At 47.9% G+C, this 26,940-nt stretch carries 21 protein-coding genes; 13 read left to right on the top strand and 8 right to left on the bottom strand.

The features are described from left to right. Positions 1 to 2 precede the first annotated feature (2 nt). Positions 3 to 1,376, top strand: a complete 1,374-nt coding sequence (mnmE, locus tag ACO08K_RS13515; RefSeq protein ID WP_421796934.1) for a tRNA uridine-5-carboxymethylaminomethyl(34) synthesis GTPase MnmE — start codon at positions 3 to 5, stop codon at positions 1,374 to 1,376. A 3-nt stretch (positions 1,377 to 1,379) separates the two neighbouring features. Here the strand turns inward: mnmE and ACO08K_RS13510 are convergent, their stop codons facing one another. Next, positions 1,380 to 2,276, bottom strand: a complete 897-nt coding sequence (locus ACO08K_RS13510; RefSeq protein ID WP_421796933.1) for a DMT family transporter — start codon at positions 2,274 to 2,276, stop codon at positions 1,380 to 1,382. A 163-nt stretch (positions 2,277 to 2,439) separates the two neighbouring features. Between ACO08K_RS13510 and ACO08K_RS13505 the strand changes: the two genes are divergently transcribed. After that, positions 2,440 to 3,201 carry a T9SS type A sorting domain-containing protein gene (locus ACO08K_RS13505; protein WP_421796932.1) on the top strand — a complete coding sequence of 254 codons (762 nt, stop codon included), beginning with the start codon at positions 2,440 to 2,442 and terminating at the stop codon, positions 3,199 to 3,201. 98 nt (positions 3,202 to 3,299) lie between these two features. Here the strand turns inward: ACO08K_RS13505 and ACO08K_RS13500 are convergent, their stop codons facing one another. The 4 genes from ACO08K_RS13500 to ACO08K_RS13485 all read right to left on the bottom strand — a co-directional run bounded on the left by ACO08K_RS13500 (position 3,300) and on the right by ACO08K_RS13485 (position 6,938). Further along, positions 3,300 to 3,887 (bottom strand): hypothetical protein, encoded by a 588-nt coding sequence (locus tag ACO08K_RS13500; RefSeq protein ID WP_421796931.1) that lies wholly within the window; start codon positions 3,885 to 3,887, stop codon positions 3,300 to 3,302. Positions 3,888 to 3,958: 71 nt separating this feature from the next. Beyond that, positions 3,959 to 4,996, bottom strand: a complete 1,038-nt coding sequence (gene thiL, locus ACO08K_RS13495; protein WP_421798313.1) for a thiamine-phosphate kinase — start codon at positions 4,994 to 4,996, stop codon at positions 3,959 to 3,961. Between the two features lie 233 nt (positions 4,997 to 5,229). After that, positions 5,230 to 6,405, bottom strand: coding sequence for a thioredoxin family protein (locus ACO08K_RS13490; protein WP_421796930.1), 1,176 nt, complete (start codon positions 6,403 to 6,405; stop codon positions 5,230 to 5,232). 62 nt (positions 6,406 to 6,467) lie between these two features. Further along, positions 6,468 to 6,938, bottom strand: coding sequence for a tetratricopeptide repeat protein (locus tag ACO08K_RS13485; protein ID WP_421796929.1), 471 nt, complete (start codon positions 6,936 to 6,938; stop codon positions 6,468 to 6,470). Positions 6,939 to 7,451: 513 nt separating this feature from the next. Between ACO08K_RS13485 and ACO08K_RS13480 the strand changes: the two genes are divergently transcribed. The 3 genes from ACO08K_RS13480 (at position 7,452) to ACO08K_RS13470 (ending at position 10,773) form a co-directional block, all read left to right on the top strand. Further along, a complete protein-coding gene (locus ACO08K_RS13480) occupies positions 7,452 to 8,834 on the top strand; it encodes a DUF1800 domain-containing protein (protein ID WP_421796928.1) in 1,383 nt (460 codons plus the stop codon). Positions 8,835 to 8,924: 90 nt separating this feature from the next. Further along, entirely contained in the window at positions 8,925 to 10,121 is a 1,197-nt protein-coding gene (locus tag ACO08K_RS13475) for a DUF1501 domain-containing protein (RefSeq protein ID WP_421796927.1), read from the top strand. A gap of 304 nt (positions 10,122 to 10,425) precedes the next feature. Further along, positions 10,426 to 10,773, top strand: coding sequence for a Spy/CpxP family protein refolding chaperone (locus ACO08K_RS13470; protein WP_421796926.1), 348 nt, complete (start codon positions 10,426 to 10,428; stop codon positions 10,771 to 10,773). Positions 10,774 to 10,834: 61 nt separating this feature from the next. Here ACO08K_RS13470 and ACO08K_RS13465 read toward each other — a convergent pair whose 3' ends face one another. Then, complete coding sequence (locus ACO08K_RS13465) at positions 10,835 to 11,560, bottom strand: porin family protein (RefSeq protein WP_421796925.1); 726 nt, start codon at positions 11,558 to 11,560, stop codon at positions 10,835 to 10,837. A gap of 164 nt (positions 11,561 to 11,724) precedes the next feature. Between ACO08K_RS13465 and ACO08K_RS13460 the strand changes: the two genes are divergently transcribed. From ACO08K_RS13460 to ACO08K_RS13450, 3 genes are all read left to right on the top strand, one after another. Next, positions 11,725 to 12,771, top strand: a complete 1,047-nt coding sequence (locus ACO08K_RS13460) for a hypothetical protein (RefSeq protein ID WP_421796924.1) — start codon at positions 11,725 to 11,727, stop codon at positions 12,769 to 12,771. 11 nt (positions 12,772 to 12,782) lie between these two features. Then, on the top strand, positions 12,783 to 13,733 hold the full coding sequence (locus ACO08K_RS13455) for an isopenicillin N synthase family dioxygenase (protein ID WP_421796923.1): 951 nt from the start codon (positions 12,783 to 12,785) through the stop codon (positions 13,731 to 13,733). Positions 13,734 to 13,911: 178 nt separating this feature from the next. Then, a complete protein-coding gene (locus tag ACO08K_RS13450; RefSeq protein WP_421796922.1) occupies positions 13,912 to 14,151 on the top strand; it encodes a Sec-independent protein translocase subunit TatA/TatB in 240 nt (79 codons plus the stop codon). Between the two features lie 100 nt (positions 14,152 to 14,251). On the opposite strand, the gene ACO08K_RS13445 is transcribed toward ACO08K_RS13450, so the two are convergent. Continuing rightward, positions 14,252 to 15,949 (bottom strand): DUF6029 family protein, encoded by a 1,698-nt coding sequence (locus ACO08K_RS13445; protein ID WP_421796921.1) that lies wholly within the window; start codon positions 15,947 to 15,949, stop codon positions 14,252 to 14,254. Positions 15,950 to 16,059: 110 nt separating this feature from the next. On the opposite strand from ACO08K_RS13445, the gene ACO08K_RS13440 reads away from it, so the two are divergent. The 3 genes from ACO08K_RS13440 (at position 16,060) to ACO08K_RS13430 (ending at position 22,767) form a co-directional block, all read left to right on the top strand. Further along, complete coding sequence (locus tag ACO08K_RS13440) at positions 16,060 to 16,563, top strand: TlpA family protein disulfide reductase (RefSeq protein ID WP_421796920.1); 504 nt, start codon at positions 16,060 to 16,062, stop codon at positions 16,561 to 16,563. 122 nt (positions 16,564 to 16,685) lie between these two features. Continuing rightward, a complete protein-coding gene (locus tag ACO08K_RS13435) occupies positions 16,686 to 20,993 on the top strand; it encodes an MG2 domain-containing protein (protein ID WP_421796919.1) in 4,308 nt (1,435 codons plus the stop codon). Positions 20,994 to 21,000: 7 nt separating this feature from the next. Further along, positions 21,001 to 22,767 carry a hypothetical protein gene (locus ACO08K_RS13430; protein WP_421796918.1) on the top strand — a complete coding sequence of 589 codons (1,767 nt, stop codon included), beginning with the start codon at positions 21,001 to 21,003 and terminating at the stop codon, positions 22,765 to 22,767. 6 nt (positions 22,768 to 22,773) lie between these two features. Here ACO08K_RS13430 and ACO08K_RS13425 read toward each other — a convergent pair whose 3' ends face one another. After that, positions 22,774 to 23,409, bottom strand: a complete 636-nt coding sequence (locus ACO08K_RS13425) for an OmpA family protein (RefSeq protein WP_421796917.1) — start codon at positions 23,407 to 23,409, stop codon at positions 22,774 to 22,776. Between the two features lie 199 nt (positions 23,410 to 23,608). Here ACO08K_RS13425 and uvrA point away from each other — a divergent pair, with 199 nt between their 5' ends. Then, positions 23,609 to 26,449: an excinuclease ABC subunit UvrA gene (gene uvrA, locus ACO08K_RS13420; protein ID WP_421796916.1), complete on the top strand. Its 2,841-nt coding sequence runs from the start codon at positions 23,609 to 23,611 to the stop codon at positions 26,447 to 26,449. Between the two features lie 140 nt (positions 26,450 to 26,589). After that, positions 26,590 to 26,913, top strand: a complete 324-nt coding sequence (locus ACO08K_RS13415) for a hypothetical protein (protein ID WP_421796915.1) — start codon at positions 26,590 to 26,592, stop codon at positions 26,911 to 26,913. Positions 26,914 to 26,940 lie beyond the last annotated feature (27 nt).

The following is a 26,940-nucleotide window of genomic DNA, read 5'->3' as shown; positions in this document are numbered from 1 at the left end:
TTATGTCCGATACCATCATTGCCCTCGCCACTCCTCCCGGGGTAGGCGCCATTGGAGTCATCCGTTTGTCTGGTCCAACTGCCATTCAGTTGGTAGATGCCGTATTTCACGGTAAAAAACTGAGCGAACAAGCTAGCCATACCATCCATTTTGGCACGATCCGGGATGAAAAAGACCAGATTCTGGACGAGGTTTTGGTGTCCCTTTTCATCGGCCCACGTTCCTACACCGGCGAGCACGTGGTGGAAATCTCTTGCCATGGCTCCAATTACATCATCCAGGAATTGATTCGGCTTTTCATTCGCAAAGGGGCCCGATTGGCGCAACCAGGGGAGTTTACCATGCGGGCGTTTTTGAATGGCCGAATGGACTTGTCGCAAGCCGAAGCCGTAGCCGATTTGATTGCCTCCAATTCCGCAGCCGCCCAACAAGTGGCCATCAAACAATTGCGCGGGGGCATTTCCAACGAAATCAAAAAACTGCGGCAGGAATTGATCGACTTCGCCAGTTTGATCGAACTGGAACTGGACTTTGGGGAAGAAGACGTAGAATTTGCCAACCGCGACCAACTGCGGGCTTTGGTACAAAAACTCCTCCGCCTAATCCACAAACTCAGCGACTCCTTCCAATTGGGCAATGCCATCAAAGAAGGAGTAAACACAGTAATCGCCGGGCGACCCAATGCCGGAAAGTCTACCCTGCTCAATGCCTTGCTCAACGAGGACCGCGCCATCGTCAGCGAAATCGCCGGCACTACCCGCGACACCATCGAGGAGTCGCTCAACATCCAGGGCATCCAGTTCCGCATCATCGATACTGCGGGGATCCGGGAAGCATCGGATGCGATTGAAGCGATTGGGGTACAAAAAACCCTGGAAAAAGTGCGGCAGTCGGCGGTGCTGATCTACTTGTTTGACGTCATCAAAACCCAGCCCGCCGAATTGGAAGCAGACCTGGCGCAACTGATCCACGACGAAACCCAATTGCTGGTAGTGGCCAATAAAATGGACCTCAATCCCTACACGGAATACAAGCATTACGCCAATCCCTATTTTACCGCCGAGCAATGGATTCCCATCTCTGCCTCCAACGAAATGAACATTGAATACCTCAAAGAACGCCTTTACCAAACGGTGGTTGGGCAGGAGGCCAGTATGGATGGAGCGGTAGTGAGCAATGCCCGGCATTACGAGGCACTACTGCGGGCACAAAGCAGCCTGGAGGCGGTGATTCAAGGTTTGGACAATGCGGTGACTACGGATTTTGTCGCGATGGACATTCGGCATGCGCTGGCGTATCTGGGGGAAATTACGGGCGAGATTTCCACGGAGGATTTGTTGGACAATATTTTTTCGAGGTTTTGTATTGGAAAATAAGGCTCACTGCTTCCGACTCAAATACACCCCAACCAAAATCACTGCCATACAACCCACATGCAACAGCCCGATTTTTTCGCCATCTGCTACCCCCCAGAGCATGGCGATGATGGGCATCAAATATGCCACCGTTGCTCCAAAAATGGCCGAGGTTTGTTGGATCACTTTAAAAAAGATGATGGTTGCCAAAACTGTGCCTACCCAGGACAAAAGCACCACATAACCGAGCGACTGCCAGGGGTTGGGCAAGGTACCCATGCGGGGAATAAAATCGGTGCCCAGCAACAAATAAATGCCCAGGGGTACTCCTACTGTACCAAAGGATCCCGCACTGACCAGCAGTGAGTCCATGTCCCGAAACTTGGTCGCAATGAGGTTGGTACCCGTTGCGTAAAAAACCGTGGCCAACACAATCAGGGAAGCATAACCCACTGGGCTATTGCTGATCCCCCCTTTTCCCATCAGGATTAAACAAGCTGCCCCAACCAAACCCAATAAAATCCCCAATACTTGCCGCGTTTTTACTGTGACTTTAAAGATAAGCACCCCAATGATCATCGTAAAAAGAGGGGTAAGGGAATTGAGCACCCCCGCGGTGGCACTGCTGATTTTTTGCTGCGCCGTGGAAAACAAGATGGCTGGCAAGGCACTGCTGCAAAGGCCCAACACCATCAGCAGGGGCAAACGCGACCAGTCCATGCGCTTGTAATTATAGGCCAATACTGGCACAAAGGCCAGCGCCGAAAGTGACATGCGCAAACAAGCCACCTGTACAGGCGTGAAGGACTCCAGGCTTTTTTTGATCAGGATAAAGGAGGTTCCCCAAACCAAACTGAGGATACCAAGGGTCAGATAAGCTTGCCACATGGGCATGCTGGCGGGGGAGTTGGTGCTATTCATTGGGCAAGAGTACAAAAGATTTGTGATTCGCAGAAAAAACCGCATCAGTAACTGTTAAGTTTCAGCAGCTTTAATTTTTTTGCAATAAATTTGCGAACACTCGATTGAAAATCATGGTGCCATTCATTGCAATCAGGCACTTAAAATTACAAATCATACGACCATGAAAAAATCCATCTTGCTTTTGCTCCTCCTGAGCAGTTTTGGCCTGGGACTACAAGCCCAGAAACTGGCCGACAAACGGACCGCACGCGACCTCGAACTGAGCGCACCTGAACAAGAACTAAAGGCTGGTCAAAGTTATGAAATCCCTGTCACTGCCGCCAATTTGGGCATGGTGCAAGGTTTCCAGTTTTCCATTTTTATTGACCCTACGGTTGCTGAACTGACGGGCATTGAAGGTGGGATTCTGAAGGAAGATAACTTTGGTTTTTTCCCAAAAAATGGCCTTATCACGAGCAGCTGGAATGTTTCTTCGCCACTGGCTAAAGAAAAGCTGAACGAGGTGTTGTTTACCTTGAAAATCAATAGCCGCAAGGATATCCCCCTGAGCAAAATACTTGGCTTGCAGAGCCGCCCCACGGCCATGGAGGCGTACACCCTGAATGATGAACAGGTGGGCATCAGCCTTAACTTCAAATCAGCGGTAAAGCAGGGCGACAAGGCGCTGTTGTTCCAAAACAGCCCCAATCCCTTCAGCGAAGAAACGGTGATTACTTTTTATTTGCCTGCTGCGGCTAAGGCTACTTTGGTGGTGCGCAATGTGGAAGGAAAAGTACTGTTCCGCACCCAGGGAGATTTTGGCAAAGGCCAACAGCAATTTGTGCTGAAACAAAGCGACATCAAAGCATCCGGGGTGATGAATTACACGCTGGAGACTACCAATTTTACGGAGACGAAGAAGATGGTGGTGGTGCAGAAATAGTTGAAGAGTTTATGGTTGAAAAGTTGAAATGACTGGTCACTGAGCGTAGCCGAAGTGTCGGTCATTTCAACTTTTCAACCATAAACTTTTCAACTAACCTACCACCAGGAACTCCCCCAAGAATACCCAAACCGCAATTGCAACTGCGCAAAAGGTTTTGATACATCACCGCTTTGCAGCCCACCGCCATCTACATCGCTCACCAGGCGGTAACCACCTTCGGCACCAACGCGGAACCAACGGAATACATTCACTTCCAGTCCCACCGCGGGTTGAAGCACAAATACCCGGTCGCGGCTCAAGGAGTTGTTGTCATCAAATTCGATGCGACCACCACCGATTACGGCACTCATGTAAGGATGCAACACTTTGGTAGTGGCTGGCGCGTAACCAAGAAGTAATCCACGGTGACGCAGATCGTACACGCCGTTTTCGGTAGGCAGTGGGTAGCTGTCCTTCATGCGTTGCCAGGCCCAACCCACCATCAGGGAGCGGCCAAATTCAAAGGCGAAATTTCCACCGGAAAAATACTCGGTATCTTCGTCGAGGAAAGTAAAGTTGTGGCTATCCGAAAACCAAAAACCAGTCAGGTCCAATCGGGTTTGATTGAAAAGGGTTTCTTCACGCTGGGCGTACATTGCTCCTGCGGCAAAAAGGCCCAAAGTCAGGATCAGTATTTTTTTCATTGCTTGCTTGTTTGAAAGTAAGATGCTAAAGCTATTGCAGCACCCCTATTCCAGACAAAAAAATAGCAAATCTACAAATGCTGCCACCCCTGCGCCTTCAACGGATGGATATTCCCACCCTTGGTATGCAACTTCAAACCATCCTTTGCCTCCACAATTTCCCCTGCAATGTAGATATCCGGCAAGAAGCGGATTTTATCCACATCCTTCGGATTGATGGTAAAGAGCAATTCGTAATCCTCGCCGCCATTCAGGGCACAAGTGGCTGGATCGAGTCCGAATTTGATGGCCTGCATTTCGGTGTCAGGGTGGATGGGGATGCCCGATTCTTCCAGGTAGGCTCCTACGCCCGACTGGGTACAAATGTGAAACAGTTCTGAAGCCAGGCCATCCGAAATGTCAATCATCGCGGTAGGCACCAGTTGATTTTTTTCAAACATCTCGATCACATCCTTGCGGGCTTCGGGCTTCAGTTGGCGGCCGATGATGTAGTTCTGGGCTTCCAGATCAGGCTGAACGCCAGGGCTGTCCAGGAAAATTTGTTTTTCCCGCTCCAGTATTTGTAAGCCCAGGTAGGCTGCCCCGAGGTCGCCGGTGACACAAATGAGGTCGCCAACTTTGGCAGTATTGCGGTAAGCTAATTTATCAGCAGTACCCTGGCCAATGGCGGTGATGGACAAAATCAGGCCCTTGTTGGACGAGCTGGTATCCCCACCCACCAGGTCGACGCCGTAATGCTTACACGCCAGGCGCATGCCTTCGTAGATCTCCTCCACCGCTTCCAGCGAGAAGCGATTGGACAAGGCAATACTCACCGTTACCTGCTTGGGTTGGGCATTCATGGCGTAAATGTCCGAGAGGTTGACGGTGATGGATTTGTAGCCCAGGTGTTTGAGTGGGGTGTACATCAAGTCAAAGTGGATGCCTTCCACCAGCATGTCGGTAGAAACTACGGTTAAATAGCCGGTGTTGTCAATCACTGCGGCATCGTCGCCTACTCCTTTCAGGGAAGAGGCATTTTCCAGTGGAAACTGACGGGTCAAATGGTCAATCAGGCCGAATTCGCCCAAAGTGCCAATATCGGTACGTGGTACTTGTTGATCTTGCATGGAGTTGATTAGCTGGTTCAAAACTGGGTTTAGCTGATTTAGCTGGTACAAGTCTGGGTTTAGCTGGTACAAGTCTCCAGACTTGTACCAACATTTTCGCGTCTCTGACGCATGAGCAACGCGAAAATACTGAGCAAACACACGTCAGAGACGTGTCAATAATGGTACAAGTCTGGAGACTTGTACCAGCTGGAGACTTGTACCAGCGCCAGTTGTTTTTTCAATGGCTTGCCTTATGGCGCAGACAATTTGTCAAAAACCATTTTTGCCCGCTGCATACTTTCTTCACCTTCTTTCTCGGACAGCTTCACTGCTTTGGCCGCAGCAGCTTTGGCTTCGGCAAGTTTTCCTTTGGTCAGCAGCAAATCGGCATAGCTGAGAGTGTAGATGGATTGCTCACTTTTTTCGGAAGCTGTTTTCATCAGGTCGATGGCAATATCCAGGGCATCCGCCTGCTCGGCGCTGCGCTTTTTCAGATCGAAAGCAACGGTGCGCATTTCGGTGACTGGTTCGCTGTCGGCAGCTTTGGCGTAGGCTTTGGCGGCTTTCAGGTAGTCTTTATCGTTTTCCTGTTTGTTGGCCATTTCCATGTCCATCCGGGCAGCAAATGCGGAGGCGCGTCCAGGAAGGTAGCTTTGCATTTTTTTCTTGGCCTCTTTCAGCAATTCATCGTTTTGCATGGTGATGGCCTTCTGCGCAGTGGCTTTGCAGGCGCCGTAAATTTTGGCATTTACCGCATCTTCTCCGCCTACCAGGGCAGCAATTTCCTTGCGTTGTTGTACCAGCAGCTCAAAGGCTTTGCTGTCGGCTTCGGAAGTGCCTTCGAAGATGATTTTGCGGCTCAATTCGGAGTTCAGGTCTTTTTGGGTCCGCAAATAATCATTCACTACCCGGGGATTGGGCTTGCCATTCCGGGACATGGAGCGCACGTATTTGTACACCAGCTCGGGGCTGCGGTCCCCTTTTTCGTAAGCTTCTACGTAAGCTTCGGTATTTTCTACCCGACCCAGGGCACTTTTGCCTTCTTTGATGAAGTCTTCCACTTGCTTGGCACCCACTACTTTTTTGATCACTTTTCCATCATTGCCAATGAAGAGCAAAGTGGGGTAGGCTGAAACGGGGTAGGTTTTTTGAAATTTTTCCCCCTCTGGCTTTTCCATGTCAATCTTCATGCTGATGAAGTTTTCATTAAAAAAAGCACCGACGTCAGCATGGGTAAACACGTCTTTGGACATCATTTTGCAGGGGCCACACCAGGTGGTGTAAGCATCAACAAAAATGGGTTTTTCCTGCTTTTTGGCTTCGGCCAGGGCTTCTACCCAGGTGCCGTGGAAAAACTCAATGCCTTGCGCCGCTACAAAACCGATCAGGGCGAAAAAAACGACCAGTGTGGAGCATATCTTCTTCATAGGAATGATTTTTAATTTCACAGGTTCCAGTTTTTAAGCTTTTACCCGTGCTGTATACAAAACTATTGTTGCTGTTGTTCAAATTGTTCGATCAGTTCCTGATCAGTGATTCCTTTTTTGAGGTTCTCGATCAAAGCTCTGGCATCGTCAGCCATCGGATGTTCAGGATGTTTTGCCAAAAACACCTCATAATACCGAATGGCTTGTTTTCGATCTTGCAAGTCATTCTCCGACACAAAGCCCTGCATGAATAAGGCCTCAGGGCTGCGCTGGTAATTTTTGAATTTGGTGTCAACCGTCCCCCAAAGCTCAATGGCCTCGGCCCATTTTCCGCTGGCGTGACGCAACTCCGCTGCTTTGAACAAATATAAAGGTGCGAGGGAGTCCTGAGGAAAACGTTCGGCCAGGGTCTTCGCATTTTGTACAAAGGTATTGATTTTCGCAGTATCCAGGCTTGTTCCGCTGTTTTCGCGCAGTTGGCTTTCCAATTGGCCCAGGGTAGTGATGAGTTGGGCCTCAGTGGCAGTTTCCACTCCTTTGGGCTTGGAGCTGCATGAGCAGAATAACATCAGTAGGCCTAAATTTGTGTAAAAACGAAGTTGTCGATATTTCTCCATGCTTAGCGTTTGCAATTGTGCTCAAAATTACATAAAAAACCAACTCTATGCTAAACGTACTTTAATGAGAAGGAACGATAAAAAATAACCCAGTCTAAATTTAGTTTGCCTATTTCATGCACAAATCTTTGAATTAGGTTGATGGTTTCCCCTAAATAGTTTACGCTAAAGAGCTTTTCGAAAGTCTGAAACTTTCGAAAAGGCAGCTTAAATTTGAGATTTAAGCACCATTTAGGAACCCCTTTTCGAAAGTTTCAGACTTTCGAAAAGCTCAAACAAGCACCATTTTATAGGATAAATCACTATTCACATTGCCTGCTTTATTGAATTCCCGTTTCTAAGCACTGATTTTAACACCCTTTTAAGGTTTTTTGATTAAACCCTCTAATCTATCCAAGGTCAAAGCCATCACAAATACAAATTGCGGACATGGAAAAAATAAAACACCTCTACTGGCGCGCGGGTTTTGGCCTGAGCCCCACAGAGTGGCAACAAAAAAAGGACTGGCCCATCAGCAAGGCCATCGATGAGTTGTTCGCGCAAGCACGTCAGGCGCAAGTGAGTCTACCCGTTGCAGAGATGGGCCTGCCCGAAGACATGGAAAAAAAGCGGGAAAACCGCGAAATGTTCGAACAAATGCTGCGTGAAGAAAAGCGCCGCATTTTTGAATACAACGTCAATTGGGTCAACCGCATGGCCAACCCCAAAGAAAGTGCCCTGCTGGAACGGATGACCTTCTTTTGGCATGGCCACTTTGCCTGCAAGCCCGATTTTGGCAAACTGGGCATCCAATACCTGAATACGCTGCGCAAACACGCCCTGGGCAATTTCCGCGACATGGTACTAGCCATTGCCCAGGACCCCGCCATGATTCGTTACCTGAATAACCAACAAAACCGCAAGGAAAAACCCAATGAAAACTTCGCCCGTGAATTGATGGAACTCTTCACCCTGGGGCGTGGCAATTACACCGAAAAGGACATCAAGGAAGCTGCCCGGGCCTTTACCGGCTGGTCCAGCGATTTGCGCGGCGACTACATCTTCCGCCCCATGTGGCATGACTATGGCAGCAAGACTTTTTTTGGCAAAACGGGCACTTTTGATGGCAAAGACATCATCAACATCATTTTGGAAAAACCTCAGACTGCCCAGTTTATCGTGCGTAAAATTTACAAACATTTTGTCAACGATCAAGTAGATGAAACCCTGGTCAGTGCCCTCAGCAAGCAGTTTTTCCAGTCGGGTTACGACATTGGCAAACTGATGCAGAGCATCTTCAGCAGCGACTGGTTTTATGCGGCCAAAAACATGGGCAACCGCATCAAGTCGCCCATTGAATTCACGGCAGGGTTGATGCGTAGCGTAGAGCTGAAATTTGACCAACCCATGGGGATGTTGTTCATTCAAAGGGCCTTGGGGCAAATTTTGTTCAACCCACCCAATGTGGCGGGTTGGCCCGGCGGCAAAACCTGGATCGACAATTCCACTTTGATGTTGCGCCTGAACTTGCCGGGGTATTTGTTCAATTCAACCGAATTCAGCCTGCGTACCAAAGGTGAGTTTGAGGACGAAGCCCGTGAAAAAGGCAATCGCCGCCTGAGCAACACCATCAACCTGCAACCTTTAAGTGCGAGTATCAAGGGCAACAATAGCAATGAAATTGCTGCCGAATTGGCCAAATACCTGCTGCTGACGCCTACGGCCCTGCCCATCGACAACTATACCAAGGAATTGCCTGCTACCGACCGCGAAACCATCATTCGGCAAATGACCATGCGCCTGATGACTTTGCCTGAATATCAAATGTGTTAATAAAAGTTGAGGAGTTGAGAAGTTGAGGTGTTTAGGCTACTTCGAGCGACACTCAACTTCTCAACTCCTCAACCCCTCAACTTTATAAAAATGAAAAGAAGAAACTTCCTGAAGCAGTCGGCGCTGGCCAGTACGGCCATGATGATTCCGGCCTTCCTCAACGATATTTCTTTCGGCCAATTGATGGCCCGTCGGGCAGGTAAAGTCCTGGTAGTGGTGCAGTTTTCGGGCGGCAACGACGGCCTCAACACCATTGTGCCTTACCAAAACGACCTGTATTACCAAAACCGGCCTAATCTCGCAATCCCAAAAACCGAAGTGCTGAAGGTGAGCGACGAGTTGGGGTTCAATCCCGCGCTGCAAGCCCTGCAAGGTTTGTACGATGAGGGGGTGATGAGCATTGTCAACAGTGTGGGATACCCCAACCCCGATCGTTCGCACTTTCGCTCCATGGACATTTGGCACACCGCGAGTGAAAGCACCGAGTACCTGAACAGCGGCTGGTTGGGGCGTTACCTCGACAGCAATTGTGCCGGTTGTGCCTCTCCCTATCAGGCCATCGAGCTCGACGACACTTTGAGTTTGGCCCTGAAGGGTGAAAAACGCCGGGGCTTTGCCATGAGTGATCCTGCCCAGCTCAAACGGACGACCGACAACAAAATCCTACAGGCCGTGGGCAAAACCCCTAGCACGGCTCACCATGAGGAAAATGTAGCTTATTTGTACAAAACCCTGGTGGACACCCAATCTTCGGCGGACTACTTGTTCGAAAAATCCAAAGTCTATCGCTCTACGGTAACTTACCCGCAGAGTGAATTTGCCAAGGATTTGAAGATGATCTCGCAATTGATTACTGCCGATACGGATACCCGCATTTATTACGCCAGTTTGACTGGGTTTGACACCCACGCCAACCAGCGCAACCGCCAGGAGCGCCTGCTCCAGCAATACGCGGAGGCCATGAAGGCTTTTGTGCAAGACCTCAAGCAGAACAACCTGCTGAACGATGTTTTGATCATGACCTTCTCGGAATTTGGTCGCCGGGTCAAACAAAATGCCAGCGCAGGCACCGATCACGGCACCGCCAACAACCTCTTCCTGATGGGTGGGAACCTGAAAAAAGCGGGCTTTTTTAACGGCCCTGCCGACCTGAAAAACCTGGACGACGGCGACTTGAAATACCAGGTGGACTTCCGGGATATTTACACCACCGTGCTCAATCGCTGGCTGGATGCGCCAGCGCCTCAAATTTTGGGGCAGTCCTTTAAGGGTTTAGAACTTGTTTAGAAACGGACCCATGAGTCGTCCCAATTTTTAAACCTCCAACCGCGGCAGCGGTTGAATCTTGAATAGCCGCGGTCGTCCGAGGTCTTAGCTGTTTGGTGAGGTTTAGCAACCGCGGTAGCGGTTGAATTCCGACCTGAATGGTTCAACCGCTGCCGCGGTTGTGGAGCATTTCGCTTGGCATTTTACCGCGGACGACCGCGGCTATTCAAGATTGAATCACTCCGTGATTCTAATTGCTTTCTTGAAATTAAAATCCAGGATAAGGCCTGTTTCCGTTTCTTAATTTTTAAAATAAATATAAACCATGAAACTGTTAAAAATCAGCTTCTTTGCCTGTTTGTTTTTGTTTGCACTGAATTTGAGTGCTCAACGCCCGGGAGGAGGCCCCGGCCTATTGCCCAACCTTGACTCGATGCGGGTTAAACTCAGCCTGAGCGCCGAACAGGAGCAGAAAATCAAAACCATTGTAAGCAACTACCGCCCCAAACTGAAAGAGGCGCGGGACAGCAATACGGAACAAACCGCACGGCGTGAGGCGATGGCCCCTTTGTTGCAATCCATGCAGGAAGAAATCCGTGTAGTGTTGAACGATGAGCAAAAAGCGAAGCTGGATGCGATGAAGGCGAATCGGCCAAAAAGGAGGAAGAAATAAACAAAGTTTAAGGGTTCCAAAGTTAATAGGTACAACCCTCAAACTTTGGAACCCTTAGCCCCTAAAAAATAATCCCCAACTTCAGCACTATCGCATTCCCCGTTGCTTTGGAGTTTTCACGTTTGTTGCCTGTAGGATCAAAAACGGTGCCTTTGTCTTCCGTTAAGTCGGTAAAACCGGATTGAAAACCGATGCCTGCCACTAGCGAAGTGGTTTCAGCCAGGCTGTATTCAAGCCCGCCATTCAAGCCCCAAAGCATGCTGATGCCATTGATGTCTTTTTTGATGTTGATCTTTTCGGCGTCAGATCCAATGCCACGGCCTTCAATACTTCCGGTCGATTTGGATTTAAAATTGAGGAACACTCCCGGCTCCAGGAAGTAACGCATGCGGCCAAATTCCCGCGTCCGCATTTTGACCAGCAGCGGAATTTCGATAAACTGCAAGCTGTGCTTCAGTTTTACACCAGCGGGTAGTGTATCCAAATCTGGACCCAAATCCGATTGCACCCAATATTTTCCACCGTATTCATAAGTCAGCGACCCACCGTGATTGAACGCAAAACCAATTCCGGTAGAAATAGCGTAGTTTTGGCGGAAGTACAATTCGGTCATCATCCCCAGTTTGAGCCCCAGGTTTGTACCGTTGCGGTTGATGTTTTTGTTGTCAGTGTTCATACCCGTGAAAGCGGGGCTTAGTTGAAATCCAAACCTTACATCTTCAAACTGGGCAGATAACTGCGTTAGCGCGATGCATAAAAATGCTGCTACTGCAATAATTTTTTTCATGTTTCGATTGTTTTGTGTTGGCTAGTTGGTTGAGGAGTTGAGGAGTTGAGAAGTTTAGGCTACCGCGAGCGACTTAGACGCAGCGATTAACTCAACTTCTCAACTACTAAACTCCTCAACTACAAAATTAGGTTCTCACCAATAAAAAAAAAGTCTAATCCGGTATGAGTTGGCAAAACGTTTTGATTTTATTCTGTGTTTTAACGTTTTTTGCAGGCTGTAAGTCTGACAAAAGGGACGATTTACCCGATGTTTCTGGTATTTCCCCGGTAAAACTGACAATTCGCCGTTTTGAGCAGGACTTGTTCAAAATGGATACGAATAAACTGGCCGAAGAGTTGCCTTTTTTGAAGTCAAAATATGGCGAGTTTGCCAGTATTTATTTTGATAACATTTTGGGCGCTACCTCTAAGGAAGTGGCTCCGGAGGGTGAAGTAGCCTTTGTCAAAGGTTTTATGACCCACCCTGCCGTACGCCAGTTGTACGATACCTGTCAGGTGCTTTACCCTGAATTGCCCAAAGAAAGTATTCAGCAACTGGAAGAAGCATTCCGCTACTACAAGTATTATTTCCCTCAGCGGAAGGTCCCGACCCTGACCACCTTTATCTCCGAATATTCCATCGGCAATTTTGTGTATGCCAACGACGACCTGGCCATTGGGCTCGATTTCTTTTTGGGTGAAAAATACCCCTATCTCAATTTTAACCCCGACAATCCCAATTTTTCGCAGTACCTGACCCGCACTTTTAACAAAGAACACATTGCGGTCAAAACCCTCTGGCCACTGGTTACGGACATTGTAGGCGCTGCCCCTGCTGGCGAAACGTTGCTGGATCACATGATCCACAATGGCAAAAAAATGTATTTGCTCGACCATTTGTTGCCCTTCACTGCCGATACCGCCAAAATGGAAGTTTCGAGTAGTCAATGGAAATGGTTGAACGAAAACGAGAACAACATCTGGGCCTATTTTTTACAGCAAAACCTGCTTTACAACACCGAATGGCAAAAGATTCGCAAATTTGTGGAGTATAGTCCCAACTCGCCGGGCATGCCCGCAGAGGCGCCGGGTCGTACCGGAGATTGGTTGGGATGGCAGATCATCAAAGCCTACATGGAACAAAATCCCGAGACCCCATTGAAAGAACTATTCCGTTTGACGGATAGCCAAACGATTCTTAAACGGGCTCGTTATAAGCCCAAACTGTAATCAAAACCAACATGAAACGCGCAATTCCATTAGTTGACCTTTCCAAGTTTGTCAATGGTTCTGCGGCAGAACGTACGGCTTTTGTACAAGAGCTGGGTGATGCCTTCCACAACATTGGCTTTGTAGGCGTTGTCAATCACGGTATCCCAAAAAGTTTGATTGATGATTTTTACGCCGCTTCCAAGCGTTTTTTCGCCCTGCCAGAAGAAACCAAAAGAAAGTACGAAGTACCTGGCCTGGCCGGGCAACGGGGGTATACGTCCTTTGGCAAAGAACACGCCAAGCAATCCAAAGTAGCGGATTTGAAAGAGTTTTTCCAAATCGGTCAGGAAGTACCCGCTGGTCACCCTTCCAAAGCAAAATATCCTGATAACGTACAAACCACGGAAGAACCCGCTTTTGCTCAATTGGGCTTCCAGTTGTACCGCGCTTTTGAAAGCACCGGGGCACAGTTGTTGAAAGCCATTGCCATTCACCTGAATCTGGGTGAAAGTTATTTTGAATCCCAAATCACTTACGGCAACAGCATCTTGCGTTCCATTTTTTATCCGCCGATCACCCAAGAACCGGCTTCGGCCATCCGGGCTGAACAACACGAGGACATCAACCTGATCACCTTATTGGTTGGGGCTTCCGCAGGTGGTCTGGAACTGCTGAACAAAGAGGAAAAATGGATGGCCATTGTACCTGAGGAAGACGAAATTGTGATCAATGTAGGGGACATGTTGCAGCGTTTGACCAACAATTACCTGAAGTCAACTACCCACCGGGTGGTCAATCCTCCGCGTGAAGAGTGGCACTTGCCCCGTTTGTCGATTCCTTTCTTCCTGCACCCGGTCAGCGACATGGATTTGAGCTGTTTGCCATCCTGTGTTACGGCAGATAATCCGCTTCATTATGAACCGATTACAGCTGGTGAATACCTGGATGAACGGTTGCGTGAAATTGGCTTAAAAAAATAAGTACTTGAAAAAATGCCCGCTTTACGTCAAAGTTCTGCCCGTTTCGCCGTATTTTTTTTGGCGTGACTGCTTAAACCTTCGTACATTGCGGCCTGTCTAACATTAGAGCATCCCTTGTGGGTGCTTATCAAGGGTTTTCGAAAGAGAATCCATAGATCATTCAAAAAAAAAGATCGTCATGGGAACAATGATGTTGTTGTTTGCACTTGGCGGATCGGAAGTCCTCTTGATTTTCTTCGCGATCCTGCTTTTGTTTGGTGGTAGAAAAATTCCAGAACTGATGCGTGGTATCGGCAAGGGGATTCGCGAATTCAACGCCGCCAAATCTACTATTGAGACTGAGTTGAAAGAAGGAATGCGTGAGGCTGACAATAAAGCGCAGCAGCAGCCTTCTTCAAATATCGATGGACCGAAATAGTTTGAGAGTTGAGAAGTTGAGGGGTTGAGAAGTTGAGGCTGCCGCAGCGATTCAGATGCTATGTTGCCTAAACTTCTAAACTCCTCAATTACTAAACTTTTTAAAAAGTGCTGGTCACCGCAAAACGAAACCCACTGAATGCCGGCTCCAAACGGCATATCCCACCTGTACACACTACTCCTTCCACTTGTTTGATGTAACTCAATGAAAAACGGTTTGATTTGATGGTGTAAAACACGTCGAAGCGCGGGTAGTACAGGGCTTTACGTTTGCCATTTTCCACCGGACTTGCCACTCCCGGCACCGCATTAAACATATTGGCTGCGGCGAAAGTCCAATGCGGGGCCAGCGTATATTCCGCCTGTATCCAGGCCCAGGAGCCAAAATCGGCACCCAATTCCACACTCGGATCTTCTTGCATAAACATATACTGCGCTTCAATCCGCAGCAATTTTCGCGGGGTGAATTTGTACTGGTATTCAAAAAATGGCGTAATGGTCCGCACCAGCGGCACATTGGGTTTTACTTCAAATACCTCCTGATTGTATTCCTGGCGCTGCACCCCGGCGATAATGGTAGTGTTGCGTTTGATTTTCAGGGTCATCTCGGCATAAACCTCCCGATACAGCAACTCATCATCCAGATTTTGGATATTGGATACATTTACATTAAAACTCAGTTTTTTGCTGGGGGCATAGCGCAAATCTGCTTGAAAGGACAATTCCCCCAACTCCTGGGTAGCTGCATTGTAACGCGAAGTCAGGCGATAGGTATTTGAGCGGGCCATTGGGGGGATGAAATTCAGCGTACCCCGGTTCGCCTGCTCCTGTGGGCGGGTGCGCCAGGAGAAGTTTTGGGTGCGTTTGCCCTCCAAGCTGAGGCCAAATTTATCGCCCGCGTAACTCAAGTTCGTGTAAAAAACCGTGCCTGCTTTTTGGATGAACCGATCCCCGGTAATGGTATCTCCTTTTATAATGGTTTCAGCAAAAGGGTCGTTTTGTGCGTCCGGGGTTTTGTACGCACCTTCCAAATACCAGGAAAAAGCGCCTTTGCTCAGGGTATTATAACCTGTAAAGGCATAGGTATTGTATTTGGGCACAAAGACGTAATCTGCGCCATAGGTGTTCAGTACAGATACCAGGGAGTTCATGGATTGATCGTCCAGGGTGCGGTTGACGATACCAAACCCGGGTGCCAATGTCCAGGTGTTTTCATCATCTGAACTGACAAATCCCTCCAGATTCACCCCTTTGATGATGGAGCGGTAGCTGTCAAATTGCTGGCGTTGTTTGCCCGTAAACCCCTTGATTTTCCAGTTTTCGCCCAGGCTGTATTCCAGTCGTAGGCCGATCAGTGCGTTGTCGATCAACAAGGGCCGTTCTTCAAACGCGCGAAAAATGATGCCGCTGCCGATTTGGTCGTAAATGTATCCCGCGGTAATACCCAGTTTGTCTACCTGCTTTTTGATGAACCACATCCCGATGCCCTGGCCGGAATAAGAATCAGTGGGGTTGAGTAGGTTGGAATTGTTAAAAGCATCGAAGCGCAGACCAAAATCAAAACCCCAGTTGTTGTAGTTGAGGTTGAGCCAGGCTTCGGCGCCGTAGAGTTGGCGATCGTATTGGGGCGTATTGGCTGCACCAATCAAGGAATCGCGGATGAAAAAATTGGCGTTGGTTTGTAGGCTTCCGGAAATTTGTCCACCGTTGGAAGAAGGATTATCTTGCGCCACGATTTGCAGCGGCAAAAACGCGAGATACAGCATGATTACACTGAACGGAATACTTAAGCGGTTCATTTGGAATTGTCTTAGTGGTGACTTAATCAGGGATTTAATGGGATCAACTACTTAGCGTGCAGTATTAAGCCGCTATTTTTAATGTGTCAAACTTAATAAAATCAGATAGGATGAAATTGATGAAATACGGGATGTTCGCCGCCGCGACGCTTTTGACTTTTGCACTCTCTGCGCAAAGCAGCAAAACATTGCCCGATGCCACGGTCAAAACCCTGGATGGCAAGAGTGTGCAGATCAAAAGTTATGTAGGCAAAGGCAAGATCACGATCCTGAGTTTTTGGGCTACCTGGTGTGCCCCCTGCAAGCGGGAAATGGACGCGATTACGGAAGTATATGGCGACTGGAAAAACGATTACGACGTACAGTTTTTGGCCGTCACCATCGATACCCAACGCGATTTGCCCAAAGTGAAACCTATGGTAACTACCAAAGGCTGGCCATACATTTTCTTGAGTGATGCAGCCAACCAACTGAAAACCGCCCTCAATTTTCAAACCATCCCCCAAACTTATTTGATCGATCAAAAGGGGAACATCGTGTATGAGCACACGGGGTACAATCCGGGCGACGAGTTGGATTTGGAAGAGAAGATCAAGGCTTTAGCGAAGAAGTGATTTGCATTGAATGTACTGACTTACTGATACTTTAGCATAAGAATGGGTTGCAGGTGAAAAAACTTGTAGCCCATTTGTGCATTTTACAAATGGGTTGCATCCTGTTTTTCAAACACTGGTTTATGAAAACATGCCTACCCATTTTACTGAGTTGCTGGCTGTTTCCAGCATTGGGAATTGCCCAACATCAAGCTGCGGACTTACTGCGGCATTACCGGCAAATCCTGCCTTTTGAAAAATTGTATTTGCATACCGATCAGAGTGTGTATGAGCCGGGGGATTATATCTGGTTTAGGGCCTACCTGACTGACGACTACAATCGCCCATCTGGTGCAGCAAGCAGCCGAATTCAGGTACAACTGCTCGACCCCCAAGGGCAAGTTGTCCATACCGCCAATGTAAACACTCAATCAACTGACCAGGTCAATTACATCCCGATAAATGCCACCACCTCAGGCGGTGTATACACTTTACGCGCCGCAACCCAATGGCTATTCAACTTTGGCCAAGATGCCTTTTACGAGAAAAAAATCCTGGTACAAAAAACAGTGCTGCCTCGGTTGCGCCTCAAGTTGGAACTCGACCGTAGCAAATACCAGCCAGGTGAACGAGTGATCGCCCAATTCGAAGCCCTCAGCAACGACAATCAGGCGCTCAAAAACATTGATGTCAAAGCTACGCCAATCTTGGGCAGCACCAGCCTTGAACCCATTTCAGCCCAGACCGATTTGGAGGGCAAGGCGACCATTGTATTCAAGCTACCCGCCGAACTGCCCAACGTTGATGGTTTATTACAGGTCAAACTAATGTACGAAGGCCAAAATGAATCCATCGCCCGCAGTATTCCTATACAAAAGGAGCAAGTCAGAATGAGTATTTTTCCAGAAGGGGGTGATCTGGTTGCTGGTTTTCAGCAAAAGATAGCTTTTAAAATGATGGACACCCTGGGTAACCCCATCGACGGTCAGGGAACTTTGTTCAACGACAAACACCAAGCTTTAGTGAGCTTTGAAAGTTACCACAAAGGCATGGGCCATTTCAGTTTTAGCCCACGTCTGGGGGAACGATACTACCTCAAAATAGATGGCCAAAAAGATAGCTTCCCGCTTCCTAATCCCCGGCAGGATGAATTGGCACTTCGGGTGGGTCTAGCTGATCGGGATTCCTTACCCCTTAAAATTTGGAAACGCAACCCCGGCCAGGCTCAGCTGGTTTTGCGCAGCAAGGATAGTATCGTATGGCAGCAAAAATTGTTCCTCCCAGTCGGAGAAACCAGCTTAAAAATTCCCATTACCCAAGTTCCTATTGGCATTGCCCAGGTGCTGGTGCTAGATGAACGCGAACGGCCATATGCCGAGAGATTGGTTTTCCTAAACCGCCACCGCCAGACTCAACTGCACATCAGCACCCATAAAAAAGAGTACCTGCCCTTGGATGAAGTAGAAATTGACATCGAGGCGCAAGATGAAATGGGAAAACCCCTGGATGGTACTTTTTCCCTGGCTGTCGTCAACGACCTACACTGGACCATGGCCGACGACAAACAGGACAATATCCTTTCCCGACTGCTGTTGAGTGCAGAGCTCAAAGGGAAAATTGATGAGCCTGCTTTTTATTTCAAAACCAATGAATCCAAAGTTCCTGAAGCATTGGACTTGTTGATGCTGACCCATGGCTGGCGAAAATTTACCTGGAAGGAAATATTGACCATCAAACCCCAAAACACCGCCTCCCTGGTGCTTTTCAACAATAGGGTGGAAATAAAAGGGTCCTTGGTGCTTGGACATAAAGGCATTCATTTCCCCGAAAGTAAAGTCTGGATCAAAGGTCGGAATGAAAAAATATCCCCTGATTCTCTCGGCCATTTCAAATTTATTCTCCCCGAATCGGCATTAAGTACGCCTCTCTTTTTAGTCGCCAAGAGTAAAGGTTATCGAGCTGAACGGGCCATTTTTCAATTTCCCAAACCAACAATTCATTGGCCGAAGGAACCTGAAAAAGCCTTTAAGGCTCTAATAATAAATGAAGTAAGTGAGCCAAAAATTGCAGAAGATGTCAAGGAAATCCCTATCCTTGAGCAGGCTTTTAATCCTCTTTTCGAATTATCCGGAGAGTTGAATGAATTGGTAGTGACAGGTTATTCTGTTAACACATTAAGGGGATTAGCGACAGGATCAGTTGTTGCTTATACCAATCGAGATTTAATTGCTGGAATCGGTGACAATTTATTCATTGGTGGCCATAACTGGACCTACCAGGGCAACAATTTACACATCGAATTGGAAAAAGAACCCTTGGAATTGCCCTATGAACATGTCAAAAAGGAAGTATACAATCGTTTGTTTGCCAATCTACCAAAAACCGATGCACTAAGCGAAACCCAACGTCGCAATACCATCTACTGGGCACCAACTGTATCCATAAAAAATGGGAAAGGTAGCCTCAAGTTTCATCAAACTGATAAAACAGGCACTTTTCGCATTGTTTTAGAAGGTGTTGCTCAGCAAGCCGTGGTTGTTCGTGGAGAAGCTACTTATTCTGTACAAAAACCAGTAGAATTTGCTGTACAAGTGCCCACATTGGTCTTGTCCGGCGACACCCTTATCCTCGATGCCAAAGTGAAAAATCGTACCCACGTTACAGTCACGGGTAAACTACATATCCCTTTTTTAAGCAACGCATTTGAGCTATTGGATAAAAATCAGGAGCAACAGAGCATCACCATTCTGCCGGACACCTTTGCCACGATTAAAATTCCACTTTTGGTAAAAAGGATTAAAACCCAAACCTCCATCGCCCTGCAATGGCTGAGTGGAAACAAGGTGGAAAACTGGAAGCAGCCCATTGAGGTCCAAGTTCATGGTTTTCAACACGAAGTAGCCCAGTCCAGCCAACAGGCACATGTGGTTTTTCAACTTCCCTTATCCAGTTTTATCCCGGGCAGTTTGATCGCCAATTTTAATGCCTACACCATGATTTATCAAGAAATGGTAGAGGGCCTGGCTTCCATTATCCGAGAACCCTATGGCTGTTTCGAACAGGTTTCTTCGTCCAATTACCCCTCTATCATGGCTTTGAGGCTGCTAAATGAAACAGGTGGGGTCGATTTTGCTTTCCAGAAAAAAGCCAGAGCATATTTGGACCAAGGGTACAAACTACTGACTGCTTATGAAGTGAATGGAGGTGGTTTTTCTATTTTCGGTCATGCTCCGGCAAGTGAACGTTTGACGGCTTACGGTTTGTTGCAATTTTGGGATATGCGTAGTGTCTACCCGGATGTTGACATGAAAATGTTTGAAAGAAACCTGAGTTGGCTTTTAAAGCAAAAAAGAATCCATTATGGCAACTATACCTCCGACCCACTTGAACAGCTTTTTACCTTGTATGCCCTAAGTGAATTTCGCCCCGAGTTGTTGCAACAGGATTTGCTTGAATTTGCACAAAAGCATACCCGTATTTTGACTGAAGATCCTTATTTGTTGTCCATACTGCTTTGTGCCAATGCCAATGTAAAAGCCGTCGAAGCTACTCGACAAGTGCAACAACTGAAACAGCTACTCCAGGTACAAAAATCGGGAGCATTTAAAGTGAGCAACACATTTGGTTTGAGCTATGGCAAGAATGTGCAAACAGAAACGGCCGCTTGGGCAATTTTAGCCCTCTGCAAAGCAGGACAGGCACACGCACCAGAAGTACAGACCTTGCTTGAATTTTTGCGCAGTTCCCGCGATTATGGAGGTGGATTTGGCTCTACCCAGGCAACAGTCATCGCTTTAAAAGCACTCCAGGCTTTTCATCAACAAACTGGAAACAATGCGGAGCCTGGCAAAATCAGGGTAAGGGTCAACCAAACCTGGTTAGACACCCTCAGTTATACGCCCAAACAATTGCAAAAGCTACAAATTGAATTTGGGCAATGGTTAAAACCCGGGCAAAATGAAATAGAAGTGATCCAAGAATCTGCTGAGCAGGCGATTCCTTTTTTATTGCAGGCCAATTGGGCCAGTTCGGACATCCCCATTTCCAAGCAAACCAAAGCATTGACCCTCCAAACCCAGTACAGCAATACCCAAGCAGACCAAGGGGATTTTGTACGATTGACGGTAAAAGTGAAAAACGTACTGGAGCGCTCAGTCAACGCCCCCATGGCCGTAATTGGTATTCCTGCTGGATTGAGTTTACAAAGTTGGCAATTGCTGGACATGGCCAAGCAACGGGTATTCGATCATTTTGAGTTAAAAAACAATTACCTCATTGTGTATTTCGAGTCTTTGCCCAAGGGAGCTACCAAGGATTTTCAGCTGGATTTAAAAGCAGAGCAAGCAGGGTATTACCAATCACCTTCATCGGTTGCTTATCCCTATTACGATGCGGAGCAGAAAACCTGGGTTTCTGCCTCCTCAATCCACATTCGCCCATCTTCAAATTAAAGCTGCCATGAAAAAATACATCTTGCTGTTTATGTGGTGTTGCTGTGGCAGTTTTGTAAGTCAAGCCCAGCGCTTATTCCAGGCTCCTTTTGTCAGTTATTTAGGGCGGGGACTGGAAGACCATAAATTCACCTTGTTTCACCATTTGCCTTATGATGGAATTGGCAAAAAATCCCTGCTGGAGCACCATCCACAATTGTGGAGTCAGACCTTTACCCGTTATGCTTTGCCGAGTAGTCCTTTTTTAGATGCCTTTGGGGCAGTGGGCGTCAATTCTCCATTCCGTGGTAATGGCAATAATGATTTTCAGGTTGCATTGATTCTCGACCAATTTGGAAACATTGAAGGCGGTTTTCATCAAAATTCCCGGGTTGGAAATTTTAACCTGTACAATTTGATCAATCAACAAACCAGAACTCGTTCCGATTGGAACAACAATCAATTGCTGGATTATTCCCCCGGAAACCAATTTGCGACTTACAACGCATTGGCCTTTAACAGCCATCGTTTTGCAACGGGCTTCAATAGCTATTTTTTAGACAGCAAGGAGTGGGGTGGGGCTAGCCAGATTGATCCACAACAGCCTGGAGAAACCCAATTCTTGGATGGATTTATAGGTGATTTGGAACATTGGCAAATGAACCTTTGGGCTTATTACAACCTAGAAAACTCGGCCAACCTAGGCTTGTCTATTGATTTGACCCAGCACAATCAAAACTTAGATTGGAAGAGTTACGATTACCGAGGCCAGGAAAAACAACAATCCTATTTGTTCTCGTACACTAAATCTTTTAGAGACGATAATCTAAGCGTACGGTGGCAATATGTGCATGATCATGCTGATGAGCACCTTGACTCGCTTGAACTAAAACCTAAAGACGAGTACTGGCGAGGAATTGTTGAGTGGAACCATGAGTTCAATTCCAATATTTCCTTAAAAACCAGGCTCAATGCTGAAAAGAGGTTGAACCATAACCTTGTATTTCGGCCAGCCTTGCAAGGGGAATGGGGATTTGGCAAAAACCACCAGTTCACACTCAGCCTTTTCGCCAATTCAGGCCAACGCCAAAACCGACCTCTCGCTTTCCATCTGGATCGCTTACGGGACAATTACAGCATCAGTTGGCAAGCCAAACCTTTTGAAATAGCCCACAAAGCAGGTTTGGCTTTCAGTGGAGGCTTCAATCATGACCGTTTTTTAAAAGTAGTATTGGATCGCACCTGGTTTAAAGACAAAATCATCACCCAACTGGATCGCAGCAACAAACGATTGGTTTTCCGCAGTTTTTCCCGGGAATTGCGGCGCGATGCCCTGGAACTGGTGGTAGGAGGAAAAATTGACCCCGCCAAAAAACTGGATGCCCATTTGATGTACCGTTGGGAACATTGGTCACCTGATCTGAAGATACCCTGGCAAGCCGATCAGGCCGCACAATTGCGCTTGCGTTGGCAAATTCGACTGAGCCAATTCGATGCACATTACCTGGTGCGGAGCCCCCAAAACCTGGTAGATTTGAGCAGTTTCCCAACACCGGATCAGTCCCCATTGTATCATCGGCTCGATTTTACGTACAGCCAACGCTTCACTCATTTTCGGCGGGATAATCATTGGAGCAGAAGGTTTACCCTCAGCTTGCAGTGCATCAATCTATTAGGGCGCGGTGGGCAAAAAGGGCAACTGGAAACGGGCTTGTTGCTGCCAAATGTGCAGGAGCCTTATTGGTCGGATCCGCAGTTGCGGAATGTGCAAATAAGTTTGCGGCAGGTATTTTAACCAGACCTATTTGTTCAAAAACGTCAATTCCACCCGTTCATTCGCCATCCGACCCTCCATCATCTGCACGTCAGCCACCGGGTATTCATCACCATATCCGGTGGCTTTCATGCGCGATTTGGCAATGCCCATTTTACTCAAGGCATCCACCACTGCAGTGGCGCGGTCTTGTGAAAGGGTGAGGTTCAGAATCGGATCACCTACACCTTCGGTATGGGCGCCTATTTCAATTTTGAACTTTGGGAAAGCTTTTAATAGTTTGGCAAGTTGTTGCAACTCCGACTGCATTGCAGGAAGTACATTCGCCTTATCCACCTGAAAATTCAAGGTTTTGAACAGAAAAACTTCCACCGAGAGGTCTTTGCCCGCGTCGATGGCCTGATACAATTTTTCCCCAACCGTACCCTCCACAAAATGCTCCTGGCGTAAACTTTCCAGCGTTTTGAGGGTTTCTTCATCTACTTGGGCGGCTTCTTTTTTGGCCAGGGCTTTGGTTTCGTCTACCATGTCTTCGATGGCGCCAATGGGGTCCTCTTCAGCAGAAACGGGTTCTTTTGCGACTTCGTTTTTACAGGCTACACTGACAAAGAGTAAAGCAATTAGGCAAAGGCTAGTGAAAAAAAGCTGGCGATGAGGTTTCATGTGATCAAAACTTGAAGGGGTGAAAACGAGTTTTTCTTAGTGCATGAATTTTAAACGTTTTTCCGCACCTTTTTGCACAAATTTCCTTAAAAAATATCTATTTAAGTTTTTTCTTTTTGAAAAAAATTGATTTAAGTTTTATTTTTACACCATCGTACGGGCAACCCCACGTGGTTGCCCCCGCCCAAACAATCAAACCATGTCAAGCCAACCCAAAGGAACCGATAGCCTGGATTTCATCGAAGTAATTGGCGCCCGCGAGCACAACCTCAAGGACATCAACGTGAAGATCCCCCGCAACAAACTGGTGGTCATTACGGGCCTCAGTGGCAGCGGTAAGTCCTCATTGGCTTTTGACACCATCTACGCTGAGGGCCAGCGGCGTTACATGGAGACCTTTTCTGCTTACGCCCGCCAGTTCATTGGTGAAATGGAGCGCCCAGATGTGGAGCGCATCAATGGTTTGAGCCCGGTTATTTCGATTGAACAAAAAACCACTGGCAGGAACCCTCGATCTACCGTAGGTACCATCACTGAAATTTACGACTTTTTGCGCCTGCTTTACGCTCGTGTGGGCGAAGCCTATTCCTACGCTACGGGTAAAAAGATGGAGCGTTTCAGCGAAGAGCAAATGCGGGAACGTTTGTTGCTGGATTTGAAGGGCAAAAAAATCTCTTTGCTTGCGCCGATGGTCCGTGGCCGCAAGGGGCATTACCGCGAACTGTTTGAGCAGGTGCGCAAACAGGGTTTCACCAAAATCCGGGTCGACAATGAAGTGCTAGATGTGGTGCCCGACATGCAGGTAGACCGCTATAAGGTGCACGACATCGAAGTGGTCGTGGATCGCCTTACCGTCAACCCCGACAACCCTGGTCGTTTGTTTGAATCCCTGGCTTCTGCCCTCAAAATTGGCAATGGGGTCGTGATGATCCTGAACATGGACAACCAGCAAATCACCACCTACAGCAAACACCTCTTTGATTTTGATTCAGGCATTTCCTACGAAGAGCCCTCGCCCAATACGTTTTCCTTCAACTCGCCCTACGGAGCTTGCCCTACTTGTAATGGCCTGGGTTTCATCAATCAGGTGGACATGGCCAAGGTCATTCCCGACCCCAGTAAAAACATCACTGAGGGTGGCTTTGCCCCCTTGGGTGAATTGCGCGAAAACATGGCCTTTAAACAACTTAAGGTCATTGCCAAGGAATACAAATTTTCCCTGAGCACCCCGATTAAAGACATTCCCGCCGAAGCCATGGAAATCATCCTGCGCGGAGGAGGGCAAAAATTGGCCATCAAATACGATGGAGCGGAAGACGCCATCTACAACATGGCGCAGGAAGGTTTAGTAAAAATGCTGGAGCGTTGGTACGAAGAAACCACCTCCGAAAAAATCCGCATTTGGGCCGAGGAGTTTATGACCATCACCGAATGCCCGGACTGCCATGGCTTTCGTTTGCGCCAGGAATCCCTGCACTACCGGGTCCACGATCGGCACATTGGCGAGTTGTCAAACATGGACATCGCGGAGTTGGTGGAATGGATGGATAATTTGCACGTTTTTCTCAACGACCGCCAACAACTCATTGCCAAAGATGTGCTCAAAGAAATTCGCCTGCGTTTGGGTTTCTTGATGCACGTAGGTTTGGAATACCTGACTTTGCATCGGCCTTCGCGCACCTTGTCGGGTGGCGAGTCGCAACGCATCCGTTTGGCTACTCAAATTGGGTCACAGCTCACCGGGATCACCTACATCCTGGATGAACCCAGCATCGGCCTGCACCAACGCGACAACCAAAAGCTCATCGAAGCGCTGCGCCAACTGAGCAACATTGGCAATACCGTATTGGTCGTGGAGCACGATAAAGACATCATGATGGCCTCCGACTACCTCATCGACCTCGGCCCCGGAGCGGGCAAACACGGTGGAGAATTGGTGGCCGAGGGCGTTCCACATACTTTTTTGGAGAAACACACCATCACCTCTGAATACCTTAGCTCTCGTCGCAACATCGAAGTGCCCAAAGTACGGCGCAAGGGCAATGGACAGGAACTGGAATTAATCGGGGCCAAAGGCAACAACCTCAAAGAGGTCTCGATTTCGATTCCGCTGGCTACTTTTTGCTGCGTAACGGGGGTTTCGGGCAGTGGTAAGTCCACGCTTATCAACGAGACCTTGTATCCTATTTTGCGCCAGCATTTTTACAATAGCCTCAAGCCACCCATGCCTTACTCCGAAATCCGGGGTTTGGAGCATTTGGACAAGGTGATTGAAATTGACCAGTCGCCGATCGGGCGTACCCCTCGCTCCAATCCAGCTACCTATACTGGAGTGTTTACGGATATCCGCAACATATTTGCCGAATTGCCCGAGGCTAAAATTCGGGGCTACAAACCCGGGCGCTTTTCCTTCAATGTCAAAGGTGGCCGCTGCGATGTATGTGAAGGTTCGGGCATGCGGGTGATCGAGATGAACTTTTTGCCAGATGTATACGTACACTGCGAAAATTGCCTGGGCCGCCGCTACAATCGCGAAACCCTGGAAGTGCTCTACAAGGGCAAATCCATCAACGATGTACTGGACATGCCCGTGAGTGAGGGAGTGGAGTTTTTCCAAAACATCCCCAAAATTTACCGCAAGCTCAAAACCCTGGAAGAAGTGGGTTTGGGCTACATCACGCTGGGGCAACAGGCCACTACTCTTTCAGGTGGCGAAGCGCAACGGGTAAAACTGGCGGAGGAATTGTCCAAACGCGACACAGGCCGTACCATCTACATCCTGGATGAGCCTACCACTGGGCTGCACTTTGAAGACATTCGGCATCTCCTGGAAGTTTTGAACAAACTGGTAGAGCGGGGCAACACAGTACTGGTTATCGAGCACAATATGGATGTGATCAAGGTAGCAGATTACATCATCGATATGGGGCTGGAGGGCGGTCAGCGTGGTGGCGAGGTAATTTGTACTGGTACGCCAGAAAAAATTGCGAAGCATAAGGAAAGCCATACGGCGCGATTTTTGAAGTTGGAGTTGAAATGAGCAGTTGTCCATTAAACCTTTCTGCATTGATTTAGTCCAAGCATCATTGCAAAAAATCACCCCTAAGTTCTAAAACCGGGAGCCGATTCTCTTGCAAATTTGTAGTATCAACAACTGTTAAACTTCAAAATCCTACAACAATGAAAAAAATACTCGTTCTATTCGCCTGCTTGTTTGCGTTGACTTTTGCTACCCAGGCACAAAATGTGCTGGACAAAGCAGAAAACAGAGTTGACCGTGCCGAAAACCGTGCCGACCGTGCCGAGAACAAACGTGACCGCGCTGAAAATCGCCGCGACCGCGCCGAGGATGTACGTGATGCCCAGCACAATGGTGGCATCAGAGACAAAATGGAAGATGTAAGAGATCGGAGAGAAGATGTTCGTGACCGTGCTGAAAACCGCAGAGACCGCAGCGAAAACAAGCGGGATCGCGCTGAAAATCGCCGGGATCGCAGGCATTAATATTTGTTGAAAAAAGATTTAGGGGCG

Origin of the sequence: Haliscomenobacter sp. (genome assembly GCF_965225875.1) — a bacterium.
Lineage (GTDB): Bacteria > Bacteroidota > Bacteroidia > Chitinophagales > Saprospiraceae > Haliscomenobacter.
Note: the sequence above shows the minus strand (reverse complement) of the source record. Positions and strands in the feature narration are given on the sequence as shown.